This window comes from Bacillus sp. EB V-12 (assembly GCF_056158125.1).
On record NZ_JBUXJL010000001.1, the window covers coordinates 1,235,013 to 1,257,501 of the forward strand.

At 33.8% G+C, this 22,489-nt stretch carries 23 protein-coding genes and 5 pseudogenes; 24 read left to right on the forward strand and 4 right to left on the reverse strand.

From position 1 onward, the window contains the following. The first annotated feature begins 109 nt into the window (after positions 1–109). The 4 genes and pseudogenes from ACZDYH_RS06355 (at position 110) to ACZDYH_RS06370 (ending at position 2,522) form a co-directional block, all read left to right on the forward strand. Positions 110–949 carry a phosphotransferase gene (locus ACZDYH_RS06355; protein WP_102956248.1) on the forward strand — a complete coding sequence of 280 codons (840 nt, stop codon included), beginning with the start codon at positions 110–112 and terminating at the stop codon, positions 947–949. Between the two features lie 42 nt (positions 950–991). After that, positions 992–1,087, forward strand: a pseudogene (locus ACZDYH_RS06360) (DUF7010 family protein); the annotation flags it as partial. A gap of 25 nt (positions 1,088–1,112) precedes the next feature. Further along, positions 1,113–1,940: an MBL fold metallo-hydrolase gene (locus tag ACZDYH_RS06365; RefSeq protein WP_088363236.1), complete on the forward strand. Its 828-nt coding sequence runs from the start codon at positions 1,113–1,115 to the stop codon at positions 1,938–1,940. Between the two features lie 15 nt (positions 1,941–1,955). Continuing rightward, the gene (locus tag ACZDYH_RS06370) at positions 1,956–2,522 is read left to right on the forward strand and encodes an SGNH/GDSL hydrolase family protein (protein ID WP_434712442.1); all 567 of its coding nucleotides are present in this window, start codon (positions 1,956–1,958) and stop codon (positions 2,520–2,522) included. A 45-nt stretch (positions 2,523–2,567) separates the two neighbouring features. Here ACZDYH_RS06370 and ACZDYH_RS06375 read toward each other — a convergent pair whose 3' ends face one another. Both ACZDYH_RS06375 and ACZDYH_RS06380 read right to left on the reverse strand, forming a co-directional pair. Then, positions 2,568–2,984, reverse strand: a complete 417-nt coding sequence (locus ACZDYH_RS06375) for an SRPBCC family protein (RefSeq protein WP_088363234.1) — start codon at positions 2,982–2,984, stop codon at positions 2,568–2,570. An 80-nt stretch (positions 2,985–3,064) separates the two neighbouring features. Further along, a pseudogene (locus ACZDYH_RS06380) lies at positions 3,065–3,976 on the reverse strand (aldo/keto reductase); the annotation flags it as partial. A 124-nt stretch (positions 3,977–4,100) separates the two neighbouring features. On the opposite strand from ACZDYH_RS06380, the gene ACZDYH_RS06385 reads away from it, so the two are divergent. The 4 genes and pseudogenes from ACZDYH_RS06385 to ACZDYH_RS06400 all read left to right on the forward strand — a co-directional run bounded on the left by ACZDYH_RS06385 (position 4,101) and on the right by ACZDYH_RS06400 (position 7,930). Further along, positions 4,101–4,427, forward strand: coding sequence for a winged helix-turn-helix transcriptional regulator (locus ACZDYH_RS06385; RefSeq protein WP_000816339.1), 327 nt, complete (start codon positions 4,101–4,103; stop codon positions 4,425–4,427). A gap of 285 nt (positions 4,428–4,712) precedes the next feature. Beyond that, positions 4,713–5,885, forward strand: a complete 1,173-nt coding sequence (locus ACZDYH_RS06390) for a cyclopropane-fatty-acyl-phospholipid synthase (RefSeq protein WP_088363232.1) — start codon at positions 4,713–4,715, stop codon at positions 5,883–5,885. Between the two features lie 212 nt (positions 5,886–6,097). After that, positions 6,098–7,159, forward strand: coding sequence for an oxidoreductase (locus ACZDYH_RS06395; RefSeq protein ID WP_088363231.1), 1,062 nt, complete (start codon positions 6,098–6,100; stop codon positions 7,157–7,159). 32 nt (positions 7,160–7,191) lie between these two features. Further along, positions 7,192–7,930 (forward strand): annotated as a pseudogene (locus ACZDYH_RS06400) (GntR family transcriptional regulator). 48 nt (positions 7,931–7,978) lie between these two features. On the opposite strand, the gene ACZDYH_RS06405 reads toward ACZDYH_RS06400, so the two are convergent. Next, a complete protein-coding gene (locus ACZDYH_RS06405; RefSeq protein ID WP_000860832.1) occupies positions 7,979–8,326 on the reverse strand; it encodes a winged helix-turn-helix transcriptional regulator in 348 nt (115 codons plus the stop codon). Positions 8,327–8,904: 578 nt separating this feature from the next. Between ACZDYH_RS06405 and spxA the strand changes: the two genes are divergently transcribed. From spxA to ACZDYH_RS06460, 11 genes and pseudogenes are all read left to right on the forward strand, one after another. Beyond that, entirely contained in the window at positions 8,905–9,300 is a 396-nt protein-coding gene (gene spxA, locus ACZDYH_RS06410; protein ID WP_000236189.1) for a transcriptional regulator SpxA, read from the forward strand. Positions 9,301–9,347: 47 nt separating this feature from the next. Continuing rightward, positions 9,348–9,482 carry a BA3454 family stress response protein gene (locus ACZDYH_RS06415; protein WP_000573515.1) on the forward strand — a complete coding sequence of 45 codons (135 nt, stop codon included), beginning with the start codon at positions 9,348–9,350 and terminating at the stop codon, positions 9,480–9,482. Positions 9,483–9,592: 110 nt separating this feature from the next. Beyond that, positions 9,593–9,727, forward strand: a complete 135-nt coding sequence (locus ACZDYH_RS06420) for a BA3454 family stress response protein (RefSeq protein ID WP_000573530.1) — start codon at positions 9,593–9,595, stop codon at positions 9,725–9,727. 192 nt (positions 9,728–9,919) lie between these two features. After that, a complete protein-coding gene (gene saiR / locus ACZDYH_RS06425) occupies positions 9,920–10,333 on the forward strand; it encodes an Rrf2-family transcriptional regulator SaiR (protein WP_001083465.1) in 414 nt (137 codons plus the stop codon). Positions 10,334–10,457: 124 nt separating this feature from the next. Further along, positions 10,458–10,793, forward strand: coding sequence for an IDEAL domain-containing protein (locus ACZDYH_RS06430; protein WP_000987462.1), 336 nt, complete (start codon positions 10,458–10,460; stop codon positions 10,791–10,793). A 7-nt stretch (positions 10,794–10,800) separates the two neighbouring features. Beyond that, a pseudogene (locus ACZDYH_RS06435) lies at positions 10,801–10,938 on the forward strand (DUF3888 domain-containing protein); the annotation flags it as partial. A gap of 957 nt (positions 10,939–11,895) precedes the next feature. After that, on the forward strand, positions 11,896–13,215 hold the full coding sequence (locus tag ACZDYH_RS06440) for an aromatic amino acid transport family protein (RefSeq protein WP_001014168.1): 1,320 nt from the start codon (positions 11,896–11,898) through the stop codon (positions 13,213–13,215). Positions 13,216–13,643: 428 nt separating this feature from the next. After that, positions 13,644–13,997 (forward strand): ArsR/SmtB family transcription factor, encoded by a 354-nt coding sequence (locus ACZDYH_RS06445; protein ID WP_000526187.1) that lies wholly within the window; start codon positions 13,644–13,646, stop codon positions 13,995–13,997. A gap of 1 nt (position 13,998) precedes the next feature. Then, entirely contained in the window at positions 13,999–14,439 is a 441-nt protein-coding gene (locus ACZDYH_RS06450) for a DNA mismatch repair protein (RefSeq protein ID WP_071739359.1), read from the forward strand. Between the two features lie 100 nt (positions 14,440–14,539). After that, complete coding sequence (locus tag ACZDYH_RS06455) at positions 14,540–16,303, forward strand: SulP family inorganic anion transporter (protein ID WP_071739360.1); 1,764 nt, start codon at positions 14,540–14,542, stop codon at positions 16,301–16,303. Positions 16,304–16,566: 263 nt separating this feature from the next. Then, positions 16,567–16,908 carry a zinc ribbon domain-containing protein YjdM gene (locus tag ACZDYH_RS06460; protein ID WP_000067658.1) on the forward strand — a complete coding sequence of 114 codons (342 nt, stop codon included), beginning with the start codon at positions 16,567–16,569 and terminating at the stop codon, positions 16,906–16,908. Positions 16,909–17,255: 347 nt separating this feature from the next. Here the strand turns inward: ACZDYH_RS06460 and ACZDYH_RS06465 are convergent. Beyond that, positions 17,256–17,390, reverse strand: a pseudogene (locus ACZDYH_RS06465) (VOC family protein); the annotation flags it as partial. A gap of 480 nt (positions 17,391–17,870) precedes the next feature. Between ACZDYH_RS06465 and ACZDYH_RS06470 the strand changes: the two are divergent. The 5 genes from ACZDYH_RS06470 to ACZDYH_RS06490 all read left to right on the forward strand — a co-directional run bounded on the left by ACZDYH_RS06470 (position 17,871) and on the right by ACZDYH_RS06490 (position 22,462). Continuing rightward, the gene (locus ACZDYH_RS06470; RefSeq protein ID WP_000402472.1) at positions 17,871–18,242 is read left to right on the forward strand and encodes a DUF1304 domain-containing protein; all 372 of its coding nucleotides are present in this window, start codon (positions 17,871–17,873) and stop codon (positions 18,240–18,242) included. 534 nt (positions 18,243–18,776) lie between these two features. Continuing rightward, on the forward strand, positions 18,777–19,292 hold the full coding sequence (locus ACZDYH_RS06475; RefSeq protein WP_139849025.1) for a heme-degrading domain-containing protein: 516 nt from the start codon (positions 18,777–18,779) through the stop codon (positions 19,290–19,292). Positions 19,293–19,334: 42 nt separating this feature from the next. Continuing rightward, positions 19,335–19,808: a tautomerase family protein gene (locus tag ACZDYH_RS06480; RefSeq protein WP_088363230.1), complete on the forward strand. Its 474-nt coding sequence runs from the start codon at positions 19,335–19,337 to the stop codon at positions 19,806–19,808. A 583-nt stretch (positions 19,809–20,391) separates the two neighbouring features. Beyond that, positions 20,392–21,606 carry an MFS transporter gene (locus ACZDYH_RS06485; protein ID WP_001089896.1) on the forward strand — a complete coding sequence of 405 codons (1,215 nt, stop codon included), beginning with the start codon at positions 20,392–20,394 and terminating at the stop codon, positions 21,604–21,606. Positions 21,607–21,622: 16 nt separating this feature from the next. Further along, complete coding sequence (locus tag ACZDYH_RS06490) at positions 21,623–22,462, forward strand: aldo/keto reductase (RefSeq protein WP_016123061.1); 840 nt, start codon at positions 21,623–21,625, stop codon at positions 22,460–22,462. The last annotated feature ends 27 nt before the right edge of the window (positions 22,463–22,489 follow it).

A 22,489-nucleotide genomic window follows, 5' to 3' on the forward strand; every position in this document is an offset into this window, starting at 1 on the left:
TTATCTTTTGTTATATTAAGAATTTTAGGAGGGATTCCCTTATGTTTGTCAAATAATAGTAAAGTTGTCTTTTGAATTAAGGGAATATTCGGAGTTAAAGGGTGAGAGAATGGATATTTCAATAATCACTGCACAACTAGTTAAGGAGAAAGTGATTTCACATTATCCAAATAGTGTAAAAGTGTTAAACGGGGGAACAACAAGTACTATATATTTGTTAGATGAACAATACGTTGTAAAGTTGAATGAATCGGATGTCATACGTGAAGAAGCTTATTTTCTTCAGTTTTATAAAAAGGATGAATTATTTCCAAAGCTTTTTTATAAGGAACCTTTAAATCGCTATATTGTTTACTCATTCCTTGAGGGCACAACTTCTTGCAAACTAGGCTATAAACGGAGTGTTCTTTGTAAACTTGTAAAAGAAGTTATCAATGAGTATGAAGTAGCTACAGAGGTTGATGGCTGGGGATGGAAAGAAAATAAGGTTCAATCTTGGAGTGAATTTTTAACAACAAATGTGATAGAAGCTCATGAAAATGTAAGGCGTTACATAAGTGAAGAAGAGTATAGAACGGTTCTTAAGTTAGCGAATAGGGACGCTGGAATAAATCAGCCGTTTTTATTGCATGGTGATCTTGGATTTCATAACTTTATATTTAAAGAGAATGAGCTGCACGGTGTAATTGATCCTTTACCAGTGTTAGGAGATCCTATATATGATTTAATTTATGCGTTCTGTTCAACTCCGGAAGATTTAACAAAAGAAACGATTGGTTATGCGATGAAACAATGTGTATTTCATAAAAATGACCGTGATTTATATGAAGAGATAGTCATAGGATTATATTTGCGTATAGATACATGTTTACGGCACCACCCGAAAGATTTAGAAGATTATTTAGCAGCTTGGCGTTATTGGATGGGTGAGGTTGAGGTGACTTTATAGTACAAATATTTTTAGGGGAGATGGTGAGATGAATGTTGTAGAAGCGAAAAAGGATTTACTGTAATTCCATTATCGGTTACATTTGTCTATTTACTTATTTTTATAAGTTTATTAATTGAACATAAAAAAGCAGCTTAATAAAAATTTAGGGATAGGGGGAATTATGATGAAAAATTACGTTTGTACAACGTGCGGTGTGCAGTATGCAGCGAGTGTAGAGGAACCGGTGAGTTGTCATATTTGTGATGAAGAGAGGCAATATGTGAATCCGAAAGGGCAGTCTTGGACGACGCTAGAAAACTTACAAACAGGTGATACATATAAAAATGAAATAATTGAAGAGGAAAATGGACTTTATAGTATTACGACAAAACCAGGATTTGCGATCGGTCAAACGGCATTTGTAGTGAAAACAGAGTCATATCGATTGCTATGGGACTGCATTACATATTTAGATGAAACGACAATTGCGAAAATAAAAGAGCTTGGTGGATTAGATGCGATTGCATTGTCTCATCCTCATTATTATTCAACGCAAGTAGAATGGGCAGAGACATTTGATGTACCAATTTATATACACGAAGATGATAAAGAATGGGTGATGCGCCCAAGTAGTCGTATTATTTATTGGTCTGGTGAGTCTTTACAATTAGCGGATGGGATTACTGTACATCGTCTTGGAGGACATTTTAGTGGTGGTTCTGTATTGCATTGGGAAGAAGGTAATGATGGAAAAGGGATTTTGTTAACAGGTGATATTATTCAAGTTGTAGCAGATGAGCGGTGGGTAAGCTTCATGTACAGCTATCCAAACTTAATTCCACTACCAGCGAGGAAAGTGGAAGAAATGGTGAATCGAGTGAAGCCGTTACAGTTTAATCGTTTATACAACGCTTTTCATCGAGTAGTAAAAGAAAATGCAAATGAGGCAGTTGAACGTTCTGCTGAAAGATATATAAAAGCAATAGAAGGAAAGTTGTTTCATACGTAAAAGGAGAGTAGCTCAATGAAAACGTTAGTATGTTTTGGAGATAGTATTACAGCTGATGAAACATTTTATGATGGAATGCCGAGATTAACACCACGTTTGCAAGAGATGTTTCCGAATTGGATAGTAGTGAATGCAGGTGTTCCAGGTGATAATACATTCGATGCGTTAAATAGGATTGAAGAAGATGTAATATTATATAAACCAGATTTCATAACAGTTTTTCTTGGTACGAATGATGCAGTTTCTTTTTCTCAAGTGTCATTACAAGCATATAAAGAAAACTTAGAGAAGATTGTGAACCAAGTTTCATCAGATAAAGTACTACTGATTAGTCCTGCACCAGTTGATGAAGAAAGACAGCATAATAGAACAAATAGAGTGCTTAGTCAGTATGCAGACGTGGTGGAGAAAGTGGCAAAAGAAACAGGAAGCTATTTTCTAAATTTGTATGCTGAAATGATTCAAGAACTGAATTATAAAAGGTTTGTAGAAAATGATGAAAAAGATGGATTACACTTTGGGCCAGAAGGTTATGAGTATGTAGCGAAGTTAATTGGTGAAAAGTTAAAAGGGATTTTATAAAAAAAGCAAAGCGATATCGCTTTGCTTTTCATTGTTTTTAGTAAATTAATCTAGAAATGCTTGCTGCAATGCTTTCAATCCATCACTGTAAATACCTTGAAACAGATTTATTGCCTCTTCATCACTAGCCTCAACAGGAGTGAATGTACCAGACCACTCTACTAACGATGTGTTACTTTCAGTACCTTCTTTCACCTGGATTGTAGATAAATAATTAGTGACTGGGAACGGTGCATTCATGATTGAATACGTGTAGTAGCGCTCTTTATCATTGAATACTTCTAATCGTTCTATAATTGTATCGCCATCTGGGTTAGCTAGATGACGTACACGACCGCCTTCAGTTAATTTACTGCTAGGTATATAAGGTAACCAGTCTGGAAGGGAGTTGAAACCTCCGATTAATTGCCATACTTGTTCAGGTGAAGCAAAAATTTCCATAGATGTAGTAGTATGTGCCATATTCATTACGCTCCTTTTCATCACGGTATTTACGGGTAAATAATCAGTGGGGGATGCTCCCACTGATTAAAGTTATATTATTATTTTACGTTGATTGGTAGTGGTGCATTAAGTGCTACTAATTTTTGTTCGCGCATTTCTTCCCAGAATGCTGCTGGAATTACTGTATTTAAGGCATTTTGGTCTTCTACAATGCGTTCCGGTTTACTTGCACCAGGAACAACAGCAGCAACTGCTGGATTGGCTAGTGAAAATTGTAGTGCAGCAGCTTTGATGCTGATTTCGTGACGATCTGCAAGAGCTTTGATTTTCTCAACTTTTGCAATAATTTCTGGCGATGCTTTTTGATATTCGAAGTGAGCGCCTCCAGCAAGAATACCTGAGCTATATGGGCCACCAACAACAATATCCATATTATGCTTTACAGCTGCAGGCATTACTCGTTGCAATGCACGTTCGTGGTCTAATAATGAATAGCGACCAGCTAATAAGGATATATTTGGTTTCGCTTCTTCTAAATCAAGCATAAGTTCAATTGATTCTACTTTGTTTACTCCAAGCCCCCAGCCTTTAATGACTCCTTCTTCACGTAAACGTGTTAGCGCACGGAATGCTCCTGTTCGAGCAATTTCAAATTGTGAAATCCACGCATCACCATAAAAGTCTTGTGCTAAATCATGAATGAAAACAAAGTCTAGACGATCTGTTTTTAAACGTTTCAAACTTTGCTCGATAGAACGAAGTGTTGCATCTGCGCTATAGTCATTGATCATTTTATTTTTGCGACCAAATTCGAAAAGCCCGCCTTTTTCACCTAAATCACGTGCAGATGGATCTTCTAATTCATCCGAAATAGTTCGACCTACTTTCGTACTTAAAAAGTAATCATCACGATTTCTTTTTGATAGTGCTTCACCAAGACGAATCTCCGCTAAGCCAGATCCATAAAGTGGAGCTGTATCAAAGTAACGAACGCCATTCTCCCAAGCAGCATAATTACTTTTTTGTAATATAGGTACTTTTTTGTGCTGTAGGAACTAAAATGTGCCGTATAGAAAATTATTTATTTTTACGTAACAATAGATAAGGAATTTATAAAAAAGGAGAGGAGATCGCGTGAAACAATATAATATACCTATAGAAGCAACTTTAGAAATTATCGGTGGAAAGTGGAAGGTCGTCATTTTATGTCACTTAACGAAAGGGACGAAGAGAACGAGTGAGTTGCAACGTCTAATTCCTGAAATTTCTGTGAGAATGTTAACGCAGCAACTACGTGAGCTGGAAGAAGATGGTGTGATTACACGTGAAATTTACAAAGAAATTCCCCCTCGAGTAGAATACTCCCTAACCGATTATGGGTGGTCTTTACAAAATGTATTAAATCAATTAACCGCATGGGGAGAACGATGCATAGATAGAAAAAACACAGAAGTTAAGTGAAATCTCTATATGTAATATTGAAAACACCACCTAATGAAGAGGTGGTGTTTTTCGTTTTAAAACTTTAGAAAGTTGTTATGATGAAAAGTAAAATTTTTGAGGACCTGTTTCAGCCATGGGTACTTAAAAGTGCCTACATCACTTTAAAGTACGTACTATGCTTCATAATATAACCGTTTTATAATGACACTCGTAGCAAGAAGTCATAAAGATTTTAAGCTATGTTCAAAAAGACTTATTAACTAGTATAGTTTTTTGTTCAATTTTTTAGTAGGAGATGTTTTTATGGTTGAAGAACTTTTTTATAAAAAAATACTTAAAAATCTGTTTTCAGATCCAGTTCAAATTACACTTTGGAATGGAGAAACAATACAATATGGCGAAGGGGAACCTCAATTTCATATAACATTCCATAAGCCGCTCTCAAAAAAAGAAATTGCTAAGGATCCTTCTATTGCATTCGGTGAAGCATATATGAATGGAGACCTTGAAATAGAGGGTAACCTTGAAAAAGCAATTCAATCTATTTATAAAAGGCAGGATAGCTTTTTAGGTGATAGTAAGTTGCAATATTTCAAAAGTAAATGGAATTTCTCAAAACAAAAAAATAAAGATGATATTGCTCATCATTATGATATTGGGAACGATTTCTATAAATTATGGCTTGATGAAACAATGACATATTCTTGTGCATATTTCCAAAATGAGCAAGATTCTTTAACGACAGCTCAACATAATAAAGTAAATCATATTTTGAAAAAGTTGAACCTTCAAAAAGGTGATACGCTATTAGACATCGGTTGCGGGTGGGGTGAGCTCATTACAGCTGCCGCTAAGCAGTACGGTGTGAAAGCGATGGGAGTAACGTTAAGTGAGGAACAATTTGCAAAGACTTCCGAGCGAATTAAACAAGAGGGACTTACAGATTTAGTTGAAGTATCTTTACTTGATTACCGCGATATTAAGAATCGTAAATTTGATAAAATTGTTAGTGTAGGTATGATCGAACATGTAGGAAAAGACAACATTAAGCAATACTTTGAAACAGTTAACAAACTACTAAATGATGGCGGGATTTCTCTGCTGCATTGCATTACTTCTCCGGCTAATGGTGGTGCTACGAATGGTTGGATTGAAAAATATATATTCCCTGGTGGGTATGTTCCTGCTGTGAACGAATTAATCACGAACATGACAAACGAACAATTTTTTATTGTGGATGTAGAAAGCTTACGTAGACATTACGGAAAAACATTACAACATTGGGCTCGAAATTTTGAAAACGTACTAGAGGAAGTTCGTAAAACGAAAGATGAGCGATTTATCCGCATGTGGCGTTTATATTTAAATGCATGTGCAGCTTCGTTCTTTACAGGTAATATTGATTTACATCAATTTGTATTTACAAAAGGGATTAATGATACAATTCCGATGACACGTTCGTATATGTATGAATAAGAGCATGTAACCAAGTAGCTCTCAAGTCATTGAGTATAAATAAAATGATGATAGGATATAAGTCTATAACGTAAAGTCGAGATGGGAATCAGAAAATGATTTCTATCTCGACTTTTTAGTATATAATTTTAAAATTAAAACTATATACTTTTAAAGAAAAAATATATAATAAATGTAGAAACGAAAATTTATGAGCAAGGAAGTTGAAGAACATGACATTAACAATGGGCTTTATTGGATTTGGAAAATCAGCTAACCGTTATCACCTACCTTATCTAAAGACACGTAATAATATAAAAGTAAAAACGATTTTTGTACGTCAAATAAATGAAGAATTAGCGGCTCCATATGAGGAAAGAGGTGTTTACTTCACTACTGATTTGGACGAATTGTTGAATGACAAAGAAATTCAAGTCGTGACGATCTGTACGCCAGCACATACGCATTATGAATTAGCAAAAAAAGTTATACTAGCCGGAAAATCAGTTATCGTTGAAAAACCATTTTGCGATACAGTAGAACACGCCAAAGAATTATTAGCATTAGGACGAGAGAAAGGTGTAGTCGTTATGCCTTATCAAAACCGCCGTTTTGATGGTGATTTTTTAGCTGTGAAGCAAGTAATTGAACAAGGATTCCTTGGTGATATTATTGAGATTGAATCACATATTGATTATTTCCGTCCTAGTTCAATCACTCATGAAGCTCCAAAAGAAGAAGGTTCATTTTACAGTTTAGGTATTCATACGATGGACCGCATGATTTCACTATTCGGCCGTCCAAATACAGTGACATACGATATTCGTAATAATGAAGTGGAAGGTGCGGTTGATAACTATTTCGATGTTGGTCTACATTATGGAAATCAGTTGAAGATTAAGCTGAAAACGAACCATATCGTAGCAAAAGAGTATCCACGCTTTATCGTTCATGGAACAAATGGCTCTTTTATTAAATACGGTGAAGATCAGCAGGAAAATGATTTGAAAGCGGGTATTATGCCTAAGAGTGCAGGATTTGGTGAAGATTCGCCGATGTATTATGGAATTGCTAAGTATCGTAATGCAAATGGTGACTGGATTGAAAAACAAATTAAAACGCCGCTTGGTGATTACGGTCGTTTCTATGATGCAGCGTATGACACAATTGTAAATGGTGCACCAAAACTTGTGAAAGATGAAGAAGCAGTAACGAATATTGAAATCTTGGAAAACGGATTTGCTGCCCCATCACCTTCAGTTTACAAACTTGAGGCTTTACATTTGAATGAATAGAAGAGAGTTTGCAGTATAAAGGAGGTATGGAAATGGCAAGCGGATCAACACAAGTAAAATACCTCGGCATTTATCAAAAGATTAAACAGCAAATTTTAGACGGTGAATATAAAATCAACGAAAAAATTCCGAGTAGCTCCGTCCTTGCTGAAGAATTCGATGTTTCAGCACTTACGATTAAAAAAGCGCTGGATCTATTAGTAAGAGACGGCTACATTATCCGTCGGCGCGGAAGTGGAACAGTGGTACAAGATTGGCATCAGCAGGAAAAGGCACGAATGATTCAAACTTTAACAGGTACGAAAGCTGTTTACGGTAGTGAGGTAGAAAGTAAAATTATCGAGTTTGCGATTGTAGGTGCTGATGAAGTAGTTGCTGAGAAATTGGGAGTTTCAATTGGTGATTTCGTCTATAAAATCATTCGCCTCCGCATCATTCACAGCATTCCGACGATTATGGAGCATACATGGATGCCAATTTCGGTTATCCCAGGTGTTGAAGCTTCTGTTTTAGAGGAGTCGATATACTCACATATTCAAAATAAACTTGGTCTTGAAGTAGGGACATCTGTTGTCAGGGTTAAAGGGATTCGCCCAGATGATAGGGAAAAGCAGTTTATGAACTTAACAAATCAGGATTTCCTAATGCGAGTTGAGCAAGTAGCTTACTTAACGGATGGACGAACTTTTGAATATTCTTATGCAGATCATCTACCGGAAACCTTTGAGTTTGAAACAGTCATTACGGCAAAAAAATTATAAAGAGACATAAAATAGGTTGAGGCAAGCATTGTCTCAACCTATTTTATGTCTTCTACAGTTATGATTCATCTGCTGTAATCAGCATGGATGTGTTCCCGGTTTTTTCAAGATGAACTTCTCCCCAGGAACAGAGGGAATCGAGTATAGCTCCTAAAGACGAACCGTAATCCGTTAAAGAATACTCTACTTTTGGTGGTACTTGGTCATATACTTTCCTTTGGATTACACCATCTTCTTCTAGTTCTCGTAATTGTTGCGTTAACATTTTTTGCGTAATACCAGGCATTAAACGTTTTAATTCACTCGTTCTTTTTGTTCCTTTTTTTAAATGACAAAGGATAACAACTTTCCACTTTCCGCCAATAACTTCTAAAGTCGCTTCTACAGGAATATTGTATGTCTTCATAAAAAAACTCCTTTGATGAATTTAGATTACAGTTGTGAGCCTACATCCGTTGCAATACTAAAATTATTTCTTTTTAGTACCTATAACACTTTAAAGTGCGTACTATTTATTGTGCTAAATATCGGTCATAATAACCGATGTAAGAGAGAAATAAGCAGAACGGCACTTAAAAATGCATATGTTACTTTTTAGTACCTATAACACTTTAAAGTACGTACTTTTTATTAGGATGAATATAATCCATAATAGCACTTGTAAGCAAGAAATGCGTGAAATGTGCTTTGAAGGAGCCATCATGCTATGGGGAATTTTACATGAGAATAATTTGTTGTGTTATTAAAATTAATCCAAGACTTAACAGTTGATTAATTGAACTGTAAAGTTTAAAATTACAGTAAGATTTTTAAAAGTGAGTTGTTAACGTCTGTAAAATGTAGCATGAATAATAGAGATAAATGAAACATTGCTGAATAATTAACATTATGTGAATTTGATTCTAAACTGTAATTTTTTTTAATACATTTCAATAAGCGATATTTAAAATGTACGTTTAATAACATTAAAGGAGTGAGTTAAATATGGTAATTCTATATACAACAGCAAGCTGTGCTTCATGCCGAAAAGCGAAAGCATGGCTTGAAGAGCATCAAATTGATTATATTGAAAAAAACATCGTATCAAATTCTATGACAGTTGATGAGCTTAAATCGATTCTTCGTTTAACTGAAGAGGGGGCTACTGAAATTATTTCAACTAGATCCAAAACTTTTCAGGACTTAAATATAAATATTGATGAGCTCTCGCTAAATGAATTTTATACATTAATAATTGAGCATCCACTAATGTTGCGTCGCCCGATTATGCTGGACGAAAAAAGATTGCAAATTGGTTTTAACGAAGAAGAAATTCGCAAATTTTTACCACGTAGTGTCCGAACATTTTTAAACATTGAACTGCAAAAGTTGGCTAATTAATAAGTAATAGTATGAAAGAGAAATTTTTTGAAAGGAGGAAACTGAAGGTGATAGAAGTATGCGTTACAGTTAATTATAAAGATAGAAACTATCAAACAAATGTCATTGTGAACAAAGATACGATTTGGACAAAAATTGAACAGTTGGCAGAAGAACAAGTGAAGAAACAGTGGGGTTTTTAAACTTAATTATTTAAAAAAATGAAGTTATATGCTAGAGATTATAACTAAATTCAAAATTTTTCAGGTATTAAATATAAATAAGAAATTTTCTTGAAAGGAGGAAGCAGAAGATGATTGAAGTATGTGTTACAGTTAATTATAATGATAGAAATTATCAAACAAATGTTATTGTGAGTAAAGATACGATTTGGACAAAAATTGAACAGTTGGCAGAAGAACAAGTGAAGAAACAGTGGAGTGTTTAATTTTCTTTTTAACTTAAAAAGCTAAATGAAGTTATCAGATATAGGTGGGACGGGATAGAATATAAGGGAATTAATTTTTTATGGCAAGAAGCATTCCACATGTTTTAACGTTCAACTAACCTATCTGTAATGTTTATGGCTACAGTATGTTAATATAGGAGAAACAATATTTTTGATTGTAGGAGGAAAACAATGAACAGCGACTTTACCTTGGCCATACACAGTTTAACTTATTTAGCTTTACAGCCAGACCGGATGTCAACAAGTAATGCTATTTCAGAAAGTGCAGGTGTTCACCCAGTACGCATTCGCAAAGTACTAAGTTTGTTAAAAAAACATAAGTTTATACAATCGAAAGAGGGAACTGGTGGAGGTTTTATTTTCGCTCGCGATTTAGATGAAATTAATCTTTGGCATATTTATCAGATAACCTCTGAAGGTGCTTTGCAGCCGAAGTGTCCAGAATCAAACAATCAGTGTGTTGTAGGTTCGAACATGCGAAAAGTTCTTTTCGCTATTTTCTTAGGTGCTGAAGAGCATCTAGGTGAATACTTAAAGAATTATACAATGAAAGAAGTTGTTGACCTTATCAATCAAGAGCGTTAAGCGGCTTAATTATTATATAGCCGTGAGTTCTTAACACTTAAATGTAATGAAAAATATTACAGTATAATTTGTTTTTATATCTTTTTTATCGTCACAAAAAATATTTATAGGAAGGTGAAACGGTATGATGTCAAATAATAATCATGTTTTAAAAGTAGGAGATTGGGTTCGTGGAATATCAAATGAAGGTGAATTAATAGTTGGTTATATTGTATCACTTGATGATGTAGAGGATATAGTTACAGTTAGTATTGTGAAACGTGACGGCCAGTACACAATAAACGAAGCGATTTTACTCTTTAGTAAACACGTTAACAAACTCCCTGAATCAAAGGTAATAAATAAGGAACAAATCCTTTATCTTATAGATCTTGCATTATTAACGGGGGATGAAGAATGGTTTATCGAGCTTTCTTCAAAATTAAACTCGATAAAAGAGCTAGTTAATGAGGGATTTTAAAATTTAAACTTTTGAGGGTGCACACAATCCGCCTTATGGAGAGGACACAATTACTTTTCGCATAAAAGGAAATGATGTAAAAACGATTCATTACAAACATAGAGATATCCCTAAAGAAGAGCCGAACAAACTACAATTAAGATGATATTGAAGTGATTTGTTTGTGTATTCCTGATAACGATAATTATGTAAATGAGCTGTCCATATGGGGCAGCTTTTTTGTTTTTTGCTCAGTGTATCTTTTTAAATTGTATATGAATTCAGTATTAATAATATATATCCTAAAAATTGGTTTTTGTATTTTGGGATTTTTTTCTTTTTACCTACATTAATTATTTATTAGAATATCTTTTATGTTTAAAATAAAATTTTTTGATAAAAGGGGATATAAGTATCTTTATAATAAGTCACCTAGAAAAACAATGTATTATTGTATTTTTTTACTAACTAATTCAGCTTTAAGCGATAAAAACAATGGCTACATGCTAACTATAAAATATTATCCATATAAAATTATTCCTCTTTAATATTTCTGAAAATATAAAAATATTAATTTTATAAATATACACGTTATAATGAGGGCGTCGAGAGAAATTTTATTATCTCTGGAGAAAATATAAAAAATGCGATTATTAGTAAGAAAGGTGTGTGATTAGAGGCGAAATGTATGTAATGTGCTTCAGTGGCTTGTGTGAGCAATATCATCAGTGCTACCGAAGTTATGAAAGTAATGTATAGAATTGAGAAAGAAATGCCTCGCAAATGAAGAGAGGCCGGTTTAGCTAAAATTACTTTTAAAAGTAAAAAAGAGAAACCATTAAAGTAATACACTGTTATTAGAAATGTTGCAACGTATTTATGAAGTCTATTCTATATTGTTCTCTTAAGGGGTCTTTATATAAAGAGCGGATATTACGAGTAAACTTTTTTGTGAACGCTAACAATTATATTAGGACGCTAATTAGCGAATGTTTCAATTTGGATTCATTATGATGAAGGACATACAATGTGGGGCAACTTGTAAGGAATTCATTTTCCAAAAAGGGAATATTTGTTAGGTGCAAAGAGAGATGCAGGAATAGATACAAGGGGGAGTTATTATATGAACGGGAATACTGCAAAGAAAATAGAAGTTCAAGCTGAAAATACCGCACTAAAAAATGAGCAATATGCAGATCCGAAAAAGTGGCATAAGCAGGATACTACATGGGCACTCAGTCTATTTGGAACTGCAATTGGAGCAGGGGTGCTCTTTTTACCGATTAATGCAGGTTCAGGTGGTTTATTATCTTTACTACTAATTACATTGCTTGCATATCCAGTTATGTACTACTCACATAGGGCACTTGCTAAAATGATATACGCTTCTAATTCTGCTGATGAGGGGATCACAGGTACAATTAGAGAGTATTTCGGAAATAAAGCGAGTATCATTTTTAACATCGTATATTTCGGTTCAATTTATACAATCGTACTAATGTATTCGGTTGCGCTTACAAACACTGCAAGTAGTTTTATCGTGCATCAATTGCACATGCCAGAACCTCCAAGAGCTATTTTATCACTTGTATTAGTTCTTGGTCTTATCGCTATACTGAATTTTGGTCAAGATATTACTGTAAAGGTAATGAGTATGTTAGTGTATCCTTTCATAGTTTCTCTACTGTTTATCGCAATATCTTTAATTCCACAGTGGAATACGTCAATGCTTAGTTTTTCAGCTGTTTCAACTGCTTCAACAGGAACAGGCTATTTTGGGACGATATTGATGATTCTACCAATCATCGTATTCTCATTTAATCATTCACCTATGATTTCATCATTTGTTGTGAAACAGAGAGCTACGTATGGAATCGAAGCCACTGATGCTAAATGTGCGCAAATACAAAAGGTTTGTTATATCATGACATTCGCTGTTGTTATGTTCTTCGTTTGGAGTAGCGCATTGAGCTTGACTCCAGATGACATAAAAATGGCAAAAGAACAAAACTTATCAATTCTTTCATATCTTGCTAATGAGCTTAATTCGCCTGTAATCACTATTGCAGCTCCAATTATTGCTTTTGTGGCTATTACAAAGTCTTTCCTTGGCCATTATATAGGAGCATTTGAAGTAATGCGTGACATGATTATTAAGTTTGGTAAATCACGTGGAAAAGATATTGAAGAAAAAACAATTAAGACAATAATTCTTACTTTTGTTGTATTATCATGCTGGTTTGTTGCTTATACAAATCCAAGTATTCTTGGACTTATTGATTCTCTAAGCGGTCCTTTAGTTGCTGCTATCTTATGTCTATTACCGATGTATGCGATTCAAAAAGTGCCAGTACTAGCTAAATACAAAGGGAAAATGAGCAACGTATTTGTTATTATTGTAGGTGTACTTACTGTCTTAGCAAGTATTAAGTCATTATTCTAATTCACTACTGTTGGTTTTAGTATCAAAATAGTTGGATCTGAGAAAATAAGGAGCAAGTTTTGAATAGTTTTTTTCAAAACTTGCTCTTAAAATATTCTAAGGAATTAATTTTACAAATAAGTTTATTCATATTAGTCATCTAGCGTTTTGGTCATATACTCATCCAATATTATCAAGACCTAAATCGAAAAATTTTAAATATCAAGCGCCTAACGTATTATATATCCCTAATATGTTAGGCGCTTTTATTTTGGATAATAAATTTTGAACCTGAATTTGAATAGTATATTTCTCTATTTGATGCTTATTTAATATTGTAAAATTTGTATTGAAAATTCGAGGTTTTAAAAGTATCATATACATATTCAAACATTTGAAGATGTATATGATACTTTTTGAAATTGAGGAAAAGTAACGGAGGGATTTCAATGGGAAACGAAATGCAACAATTTAAAGCAGATTTCTTTAAAGCCTTAGCACACCCTTTGCGAATAGGTATTTTAGAATTATTGTCAGAAGGTGAAAAAAGCGTAAACGAAATTCAAGATATTTTAAATAAGGAAGGCTCAGCTGTTTCTCAGCAATTAAGTGTACTACGTTCAAAAAATATTGTTGTTGGTAGGAAAGATGGAAAAAGAGTTTTATATTCTTTACGAGACCCTATTATTGTGGATTTATTGGTGGTTGCACGGAAGATTTTTAATAACCATTTAATCGATACGATTTCAATGTTAGAAGAGCTAGATGAAGCAGAAAGTGAAATGATGGCCAAGGAGGGATAGGTTGAGTATTGAGGTTAAGAAAGAAGATATCATCCAACATGGGATTGAAACATTTCGCTCATTAGGAGCTCATTACGTTTGTGAAGTTTGTATAAAAAGTGGGAATTCTTGTTGTTTTTCATGCCAATATTTACAAGATGGAGTTGGATGTCGAAAAAGAAATACTGCTTGTACAGCTTGGTTATGCGGAATTCAAGGTTTTTTATTTGATCAACTAGGATTACTGGATGAATGGAATCGTTTTTGGAGTGAAATTCCAGGACAAATGTTTCGTAGAGATATTACACCAGATAAGGTAAGGATTAGATCGTTTATTGATACGAAGAAGCTAGATAGTAGAGCCGGAGAACGTCTAGCAGAAAGATTAAAATCCTATGTACAACAAGGTGGAGATATAGGTGAATTGGAGTGTCATTTAAGTAAAACATATAGTAAATATTAGGATGGTTTTTCTTTTTGTGAAAAGGACAATTTTCTGTATAAGGGACCGAGAAATACATTTGTAATCCAGATCTATTAAAAATAGAAAAGAAGGGTTTGTAATGAGAAAGTTATTTACAGGAAGGTTTGAAGGATATTCATTAGCACATTTTCAAAAGGATCTTCTTTCAGGAATGATTGTTGGGGTTGTTGCGATTCCACTTGCTATGTCTTTTGCTATTGCCTCTGGTGTTAAGCCAGAGTATGGGATTTATACAACCTGTATTGCTGGAATACTCATTTCACTGTTTGGTGGTTCGAAGTATCAAATTGGAGGACCTACAGGTGCTTTTGTTCCGATTCTTTTAGGAGTTGTAATTACCTATGGATACGAAAATTTACTACTCGCGGGTTTGTTAGCTGGAATTATTTTATGTCTTATGGGAATCTTCAAGCTAGGCTCTTTAATTAAGTTTATTCCACGTCCTGTAACAATTGGTTTTACTTCAGGTATTGCTGTTATTATCTTTACGGGACAAATTGCTAGTTTTTTAGGTTTAACAGGTATAAAAAAGCATGAGGAATTTCTAGCGAATTTGAAGGAACTCTTCACTCATATCAGTACTACCAATTTTTATAGTGTTATAACTGCTTTGATTTGCTTTTTTGTTATACTCATAACACCAAAGATTTTACCAAAAGTGCCTGGTTCATTAGTAGGTGTTGTTATTTCAACTGTAATTGCAACTGTATTTTTCTCAGGTCATGTACCTACTATTGGTACAGCATATGGCACGATTCCAAATACAATTCCTCAGTTTGATATACCAGAAATCACATTAGAACGTATAAAACAGTTAATTGGTCCTGCATTTGTTATTGCGATGCTCGGTGGAATTGAGTCGCTTTTATCCGCTGTCGTGGCAGATGGTATGACAAATAGTAAACACAACAGTAACAAAGAGCTTGTCGGTCAGGGGATTGCAAATATTGTTACCCCGTTATTTGGCGGGATTCCAGCAACTGGAGCAATTGCTCGTACAGCGACTAATATTAAGAGTGGGGCTGTATCTCCGATGTCGGGTATTATTCATGGGGGATTTGTGTTATTGACACTTTTACTGTTAGCTCCATATGCTTCACATATTCCTCTTGCTAGTATGGCTCCCATTTTAATGGTGGTAGCTTGGAATATGAGCGAACAAAAACATTTTTATCACATACTCAAAATGAAGACAGGAGATTCCCTTGTATTACTAGTAACATTTTTACTTACTGTATTTACTAGTTTAACAACAGCTGTGGAGATCGGTCTTATTTTAGCTGTTATTTTGTTTACAAAACGTATGAGTAATATGCTTGTTATATCTAAAGTGCTTCCTGATCATACAAAAAAGAATGAAAAATTGTTATCGCATGTAGTAAATAAAGCTCATGATTGTCCACAAATTAGTATTTATACAATAGAAGGCCCATTATTCTTTGGGGCTGCTCAAACATTTGAACAAAATATTTTAGCGACTATTCATTATAAACCTAAAGTTTTAATTTTACGTATGGGAAAAGTTCCTTTTATTGATACCACAGGAGAGTCTTACTTTAGGAATATTGTTCAGCACTTCAAAAAACAAGGTGGCGTACTTCTTATTTCTGGAATTCAATCAGAGCTAAAAGCCAATCTAGATAAGAATGGATTGTACGCTGAAATTGGGAAAGAAAACTTTTTTGATCATACCGGGGAAGCAATTAATTGTGCTTTAGGACATCTGAATACAAAAAAATGTATAGGGTGTAAGCATTTTGCTTTTCATGAGTGTACAGGGCTTTCTCAGCAATCTCAGGAAATCAATACAATAAAGAATAAAGTAAATGCATTAGATTTTTAAAAATTTCACTTCACATACAAAGTTTGTTTGATTTAATCTACTTTTTCATCATTTTATTAAAAAATAGAGAAGAAGAAAGTTTGCTTTGGAGAATGTGGAGAAGATTTTTTACAAGGTGTGAACAAGTAGTTTTTTTATACATTCAACAAATAAGTATCAAACAGTAAGAAGAGAATATTTCCCGTATATTTAAACGAAAAAGGGAAATTAAAAATAATATTTATTTAATAGAATACACGAAAACGAGTGGAGGAAATAAAAATATGTCTAATTTACCAAATTGTCCAAAATGTAATTCAGAATACACTTACGAAGATGGGAATCTTTTTGTTTGTCCAGAATGTGCTCATGAGTGGACTTTAGAATTAGAAGCTGAAAATAGTGAAGATACAAAGGTAATTAAAGATGCAAATGGAAATATTTTAAACGATGGTGATTCTGTAACAGTAATTAAAGATCTTAAAGTAAAAGGAACTTCATCAGTTGTAAAAATTGGTACAAAAGTAAAGAGTATCCGATTAGTTGATGGAGATCATGATATTGATTGTAAAATTGATGGTTTTGGAGCTATGAAATTAAAATCTGAATTTGTTAAAAAGGTATAAATACAATTTTGTTACATCAAAATTAGTTTGAAGTTAATGAATATACACTGTTTTTCAGCTGTACCCTGTGCCCAACAACTTAAGAATTTCGAATTACCTCGAAATGATAAAATGAACTTTTGGTTATGATTCAGCAGATTTTTTTGGGGAGTACCATGAAATTTTAGCTTGCTAGCGATATAGTGCTGCCGAAATATTTGAAATAGCTATAAGACTATTCTTTCGATGGCATGATGAAAGATATGGAAAAGGAATAGGTGTCAATCAGACCCCAATATTAATCTTGACCATTAGCAACAAAAAACCACCTCTCATAAAGGTGGTTTTTCAGTATTAATATATTTTAATTAGTCACGTCTAAATGGACCTTTTGGAGCAATTAGCTCTAAATTAGTACCATCTGGATCGGGGAAGTAGGCAACTCCTGTACCAAATCCAGATTTCTAGCCGTCTTCTTGAAAGATAATTGGTTCGTCATATGGGTGCTATCCTATGCCCATCAAGCTAACAAAATGGATTGCCTCTGAAACAAAAAAATTTTTATTACTATAAAAAACGTAAAGTATCTGTTTTTAGAAAAAAATAATTTTTATAAATTGATGGAGATATAACTCAATTCTTTTATATATTTAGTTAAATAGGATTGTCAGAATGAACTTAAAGTAATTATGATTTCTAGAAATGCGAACTGATGTTTTGAATTGGTTTAAAGTTGCTGGAACAAAATAAAACCAATTGAGCAAAAAAACTTGCAAAAATAAAAAGAGAGATGTATATTAATTGATATATCAATAATTGATATATCAATTAATATTTTGACAAGAAAGAAAAGGAACATTTTATGAAGGAAATGTTCGTAAATATCAGTGGAGAAGAACGCAAAATACTTATTCATGTTCTATTACAGATGCAAAAAAATGTAGAGAATATGAAAGAATAGAGAGTGTAGGGGGCAGAATAGTGTGGAAATAATCGCAGCTATTTTAGTCGGGATCGTAGCATTAGAACATTTGTTTATCATGATCCTTGAAATGTTTTTTATTGATTCAAAAGTAGCGAAACGTGCTTTCAAATTACCGAAGCATTTAGAAGGAGATCGAAACGTAGCCATTATGTTTGCAAATCAAGGTTTATATAATGGATTTTTAGCGGCTGGTCTCATTTGGGGACTTGTACTTGGGCTCAATCCAATTGGTTATATGGTGCAATTATTTTTCGTGATTTGTGTGGTGATAGCAGCTATTTTTGGAGGTTTCACATCTAATAAATCAATTATTGTGAAACAAGGTCTTCCAGCTGTTTTAGCACTGGTTGCCCTTTTATGTATGATATAGAATCAAAGTTTCTCAATAAAAGAACTCATTTTTGAAAAGAATACGCTATTCTTTCTTTAGAATTATAGGAAAGGATGGCGTTTTTGTATGTCTATTTCTATAAGTAGTGAATTATAACTATTTCCTCAAGGGACTCAACTGCTTTTCAGCTTTTGGATATATTTTCATCCATCTTTGTTTCCTCCTATTGTTGGATAGTGTAATAATTGATAAAAATTTTGATGAAATTGAATTATAACGACTGATCAAAAAGTTAGTGATTAAAAATATTATTCTTTAGTACATACATTTTTAAGATGTTAAATATATTTCATAATAGTCTCTGTAAGATAGGGATAAATAGAATAGTACTTTAAAGTACCTATAGCACTTTAAAGTGCGTACTTTTTATAACTTTGAATATCATTCATAATAGCACCAGTAAGAAGAAAACAAGCTTTACGGTACTACTAGTTACCAACGATGTTACAGCAGTTTATTTAGAATCAGATTGATTGAAGGGTTGTACTATATGGCCTAATAATTTCGAAAAAAATGCCGGTGTGGCATAAAACAATTATGGAGGTTAAAGATATGAGCACTTCAAATTTGAATGAAATAAGTAAACAAATTTTAACAGAGGAGGAAACACTTCAATTTTCCTCTTTTACAAATGAAGATGCCTTGCAACTAGGTTTATTTATCGTTGAAACAGCAAAGCGAGAGGGGAAATTGATTGCTGTTGATATAACGAAAAATGGTGTGCAATTATTTCATTTCAAGATGACAGGGACAAATGCGGAAAATACGAAATGGATTGAGCGTAAAAAACGAGTCGTTTCCCTGCATGATCGTAGCTCGTATTATATGCAGATACAAAGTGAAATAACTGGAATTTCATATAATGAAAAATATCTTTTAGATACTTCAGAATATGCTGCGTTTGGTGGATGCTTTCCTATCAGAATAAAAAACGTAGGGGTTATTGGAATGATAACAGTTTCAGGATTACCACCAGAAGAAGATCATGAATTGGTAGTAAGAGCAGTTAAAAATCATTTGAACCAATAGTTGTAACGAGTCAATAGATAATTAATTTTAGGGGGCAACACTATGCCATTAATTGAGCTAAATACTTGGCCAACCATGTCAACAGAAAAAAAGAAGGAATTCATTTATCATGTAACGGAACTTACAATAAAACTATTAAAAATTGTCCCTGACAAAATTCAAGTGTTGATAACGGAACTTGAGAAAGAAAATTGGGGGAAAGCTGGGGCTGTAGCAAGTGATGCTACCTTTGCTGTGAAAAGTAGGGTGTCCGATTGGGAGACAAAAGAGTCTTACGATACACTAGGTCGTAACGTTAATGGAATGGCTATTATTAAGATTGATATATGGAATACATTTGATCAAGAGACAAAGGATAAGTGGGTAAACGAACTTACACAAGTAACATCTAAATATACTCATGCCCCTTTGGATAAAGTGCTAATTCTTATTCGTGAAATGATTCCAGGGAACTGGGGACAAAGTGGTGTAACAGGAGCTAATGCAGATTTCCTTTCCAAAAGTCGTACATTTTAATCATTAAATAAAAAAGGCAAAAATGAACACATTTCTGTTCGTTTTTGCCTTTTTATTATTTGTCTGTGGTAATGAACATGATCCTTTATATGTTTAAGTAATATTCTCTAAAGTTGCCTCTACGGGAAAGTGTATTTCTTCATTTGAAAGTCTTTTTCATGGAATGTAGATTTCAATTTTTGAGCAAAATAAGCTAGGTTATATAAATGTTACTTTTTAGTACCTATAGTACTTTAAAGTACGTACTTTTTATTAGGGTGATTATCATTCATAATAGCACATGTAAGAGAGAAACAAGCTTTATGGTACTGGTAACTAACTATGTTACTTTTTAGTACCTACAGCACTTTAAAGTACGTACTATTCATTGTATTGAATATATTTAATAATAGTACATGTAAGAGAGAGAGACAAGCTTTACGGTACTAAAAAGTACCTATAGTACTTTAAAGTGCGTTCTTTAAAAAAAGAATGAAACCATTCATAATAGCGTTTGTAGAGATTAAATATGTTTTTTAGAAGATAAAAGGGCCTTTTTATCGCACTATTATGATAGGAATTATAGGGAAGAGGGGAAACTCAATTGAATTCATATACAGCATCGTCTTCAGAAGTTCAGACGAATCGAAGAAGTATATTTGCGTTGTTAGCGTTAGCAATTAGTGCGTTCGGGATTGGGACAACTGAATTTGTTAGTGTCGGTTTATTACCATCTATTTCGGAAGATTTACATGTGTCGGTTACAACGGCTGGTTTAACAGTTTCTTTATATGCGTTAGGCGTAGCGTTTGGGGCTCCAGTATTAACGTCATTAACAGCTAATATGTCACGAAAAACGTTATTAATGTGGATTATGATTATTTTCATTATTGGTAACGGAATCGCAGCGGTAGCAACAAGCTTCACTGTATTACTTATTGCGCGAATTGTTTCTGCACTTTCGCATGGTGTGTTTATGTCAATTGGTTCAACAATTGCTGCGGCACTTGTCCCAGAAAATAAACGGGCTAGCGCGATTGCGATTATGTTTACTGGTGTAACAGTTGCAACTATTACAGGGGCACCAATTGGAACATTTATTGGTCAACAATTTGGCTGGAGAACATCATTTTTAGCAATTGTAGTAATTGGAATTATCGCCTTAATTGCAAATAGTATTCTCATTCCATCTAATATGAAAAAAGGTGCGTCTGTATCATTCCGCGATCAATTTAAACTGATTACGAACGGAAGACTGTTACTAGTTTTCATTATTACTGCATTAGGATATGGGGGAACATTCGTAACTTTTACGTATTTATCTCCGTTATTACAAGAGGTAACAGGATTTAAAGCAAATACGGTTACTATCATTTTATTAGTGTATGGAATCGCCATTGCGATAGGGAATGTGATTGGCGGAAAATTATCGAATCATAATCCAATTCGAGCGCTATTCTACATGTTCTTTATTCAAGCGATTATACTATTTGTTTTAACATTTACGGCACCATTTAAGGTAGCTGGGTTAATCACAATTATTTTAATGGGGCTATTCGCATTTATGAATGTTCCAGGGTTACAAGTATACGTCGTAATGTTAGCTGAACGATTTGTACCGAGTGCTGTCGATGTTGCATCGGCAATTAATATTGCGGCGTTTAATGCTGGAATTGCTCTTGGTGCTTATTTAGGCGGTATTGTAACGAACTCGTTAGGGTTAATTCATACAGCTTGGGTAGGCGGCATTATGGTAGTAGGTGCTGTTATTTTAACAGCATGGAGCATGACATTAGAAAAAAGAGATCAAGTAAAATAAAAGGAGAGAAAATAAAATGAAAAATTTACAAAGTAAAACAGTATTAAGTAATGGTGTGGAAATGCCTTGGTTTGGTTTAGGTGTATTTAAAGTAGAAGAAGGACCAGAACTTGTAGAAGCGATTAAATCAGCAATTAAAGCAGGATACCGCAGCATCGATACAGCTGCAATTTACGGAAATGAAGCAGCTGTAGGTGAGGGGATTCGTGCCGGTATTGAAGCAACTGGTATTTCAAGAGAAGAATTATTTATTACTTCAAAAGTATGGAACGCAGATCAAGGATATGAAGAAACGATTGCTGCATACGAAGAGAGCTTAAAAAAATTAAAGCTAGATTATTTAGATTTATATCTTGTTCACTGGCCTGTAGAAGGGAAATATAAAGATACATGGAGAGCGTTAGAAACACTTTATAAAGAAAAGCGTGTACGTGCAATTGGCGTAAGTAATTTCCAAATTCACCATCTGCAAGATGTAATAAAAGATGCAGAAATTAAGCCGATGATCAACCAAGTAGAATACCATCCTCGTTTAACACAAAAAGAATTACAAGCTTTCTGTAAAGAACAAGGCATTCAAATGGAAGCATGGTCACCACTTATGCAAGGTCAATTATTAGATAATGAAACATTACAGGCAATTGCTGAGAAACATGGTAAAACAACAGCACAAGTGATTTTACGTTGGGACCTTCAAAATGAAGTGATCACAATTCCAAAATCAACGAAAGAGCACCGCATTATTGCAAATGCAGATGTATTTAACTTTGAATTAACGAAAGAAGATATGGAAAAAATCGATGCATTAAATCAAAATCACCGCGTTGGTCCAGATCCTGATAACTTTGATTTCTAATAGAAATGAGTAAAAAGAGTGCAAAAA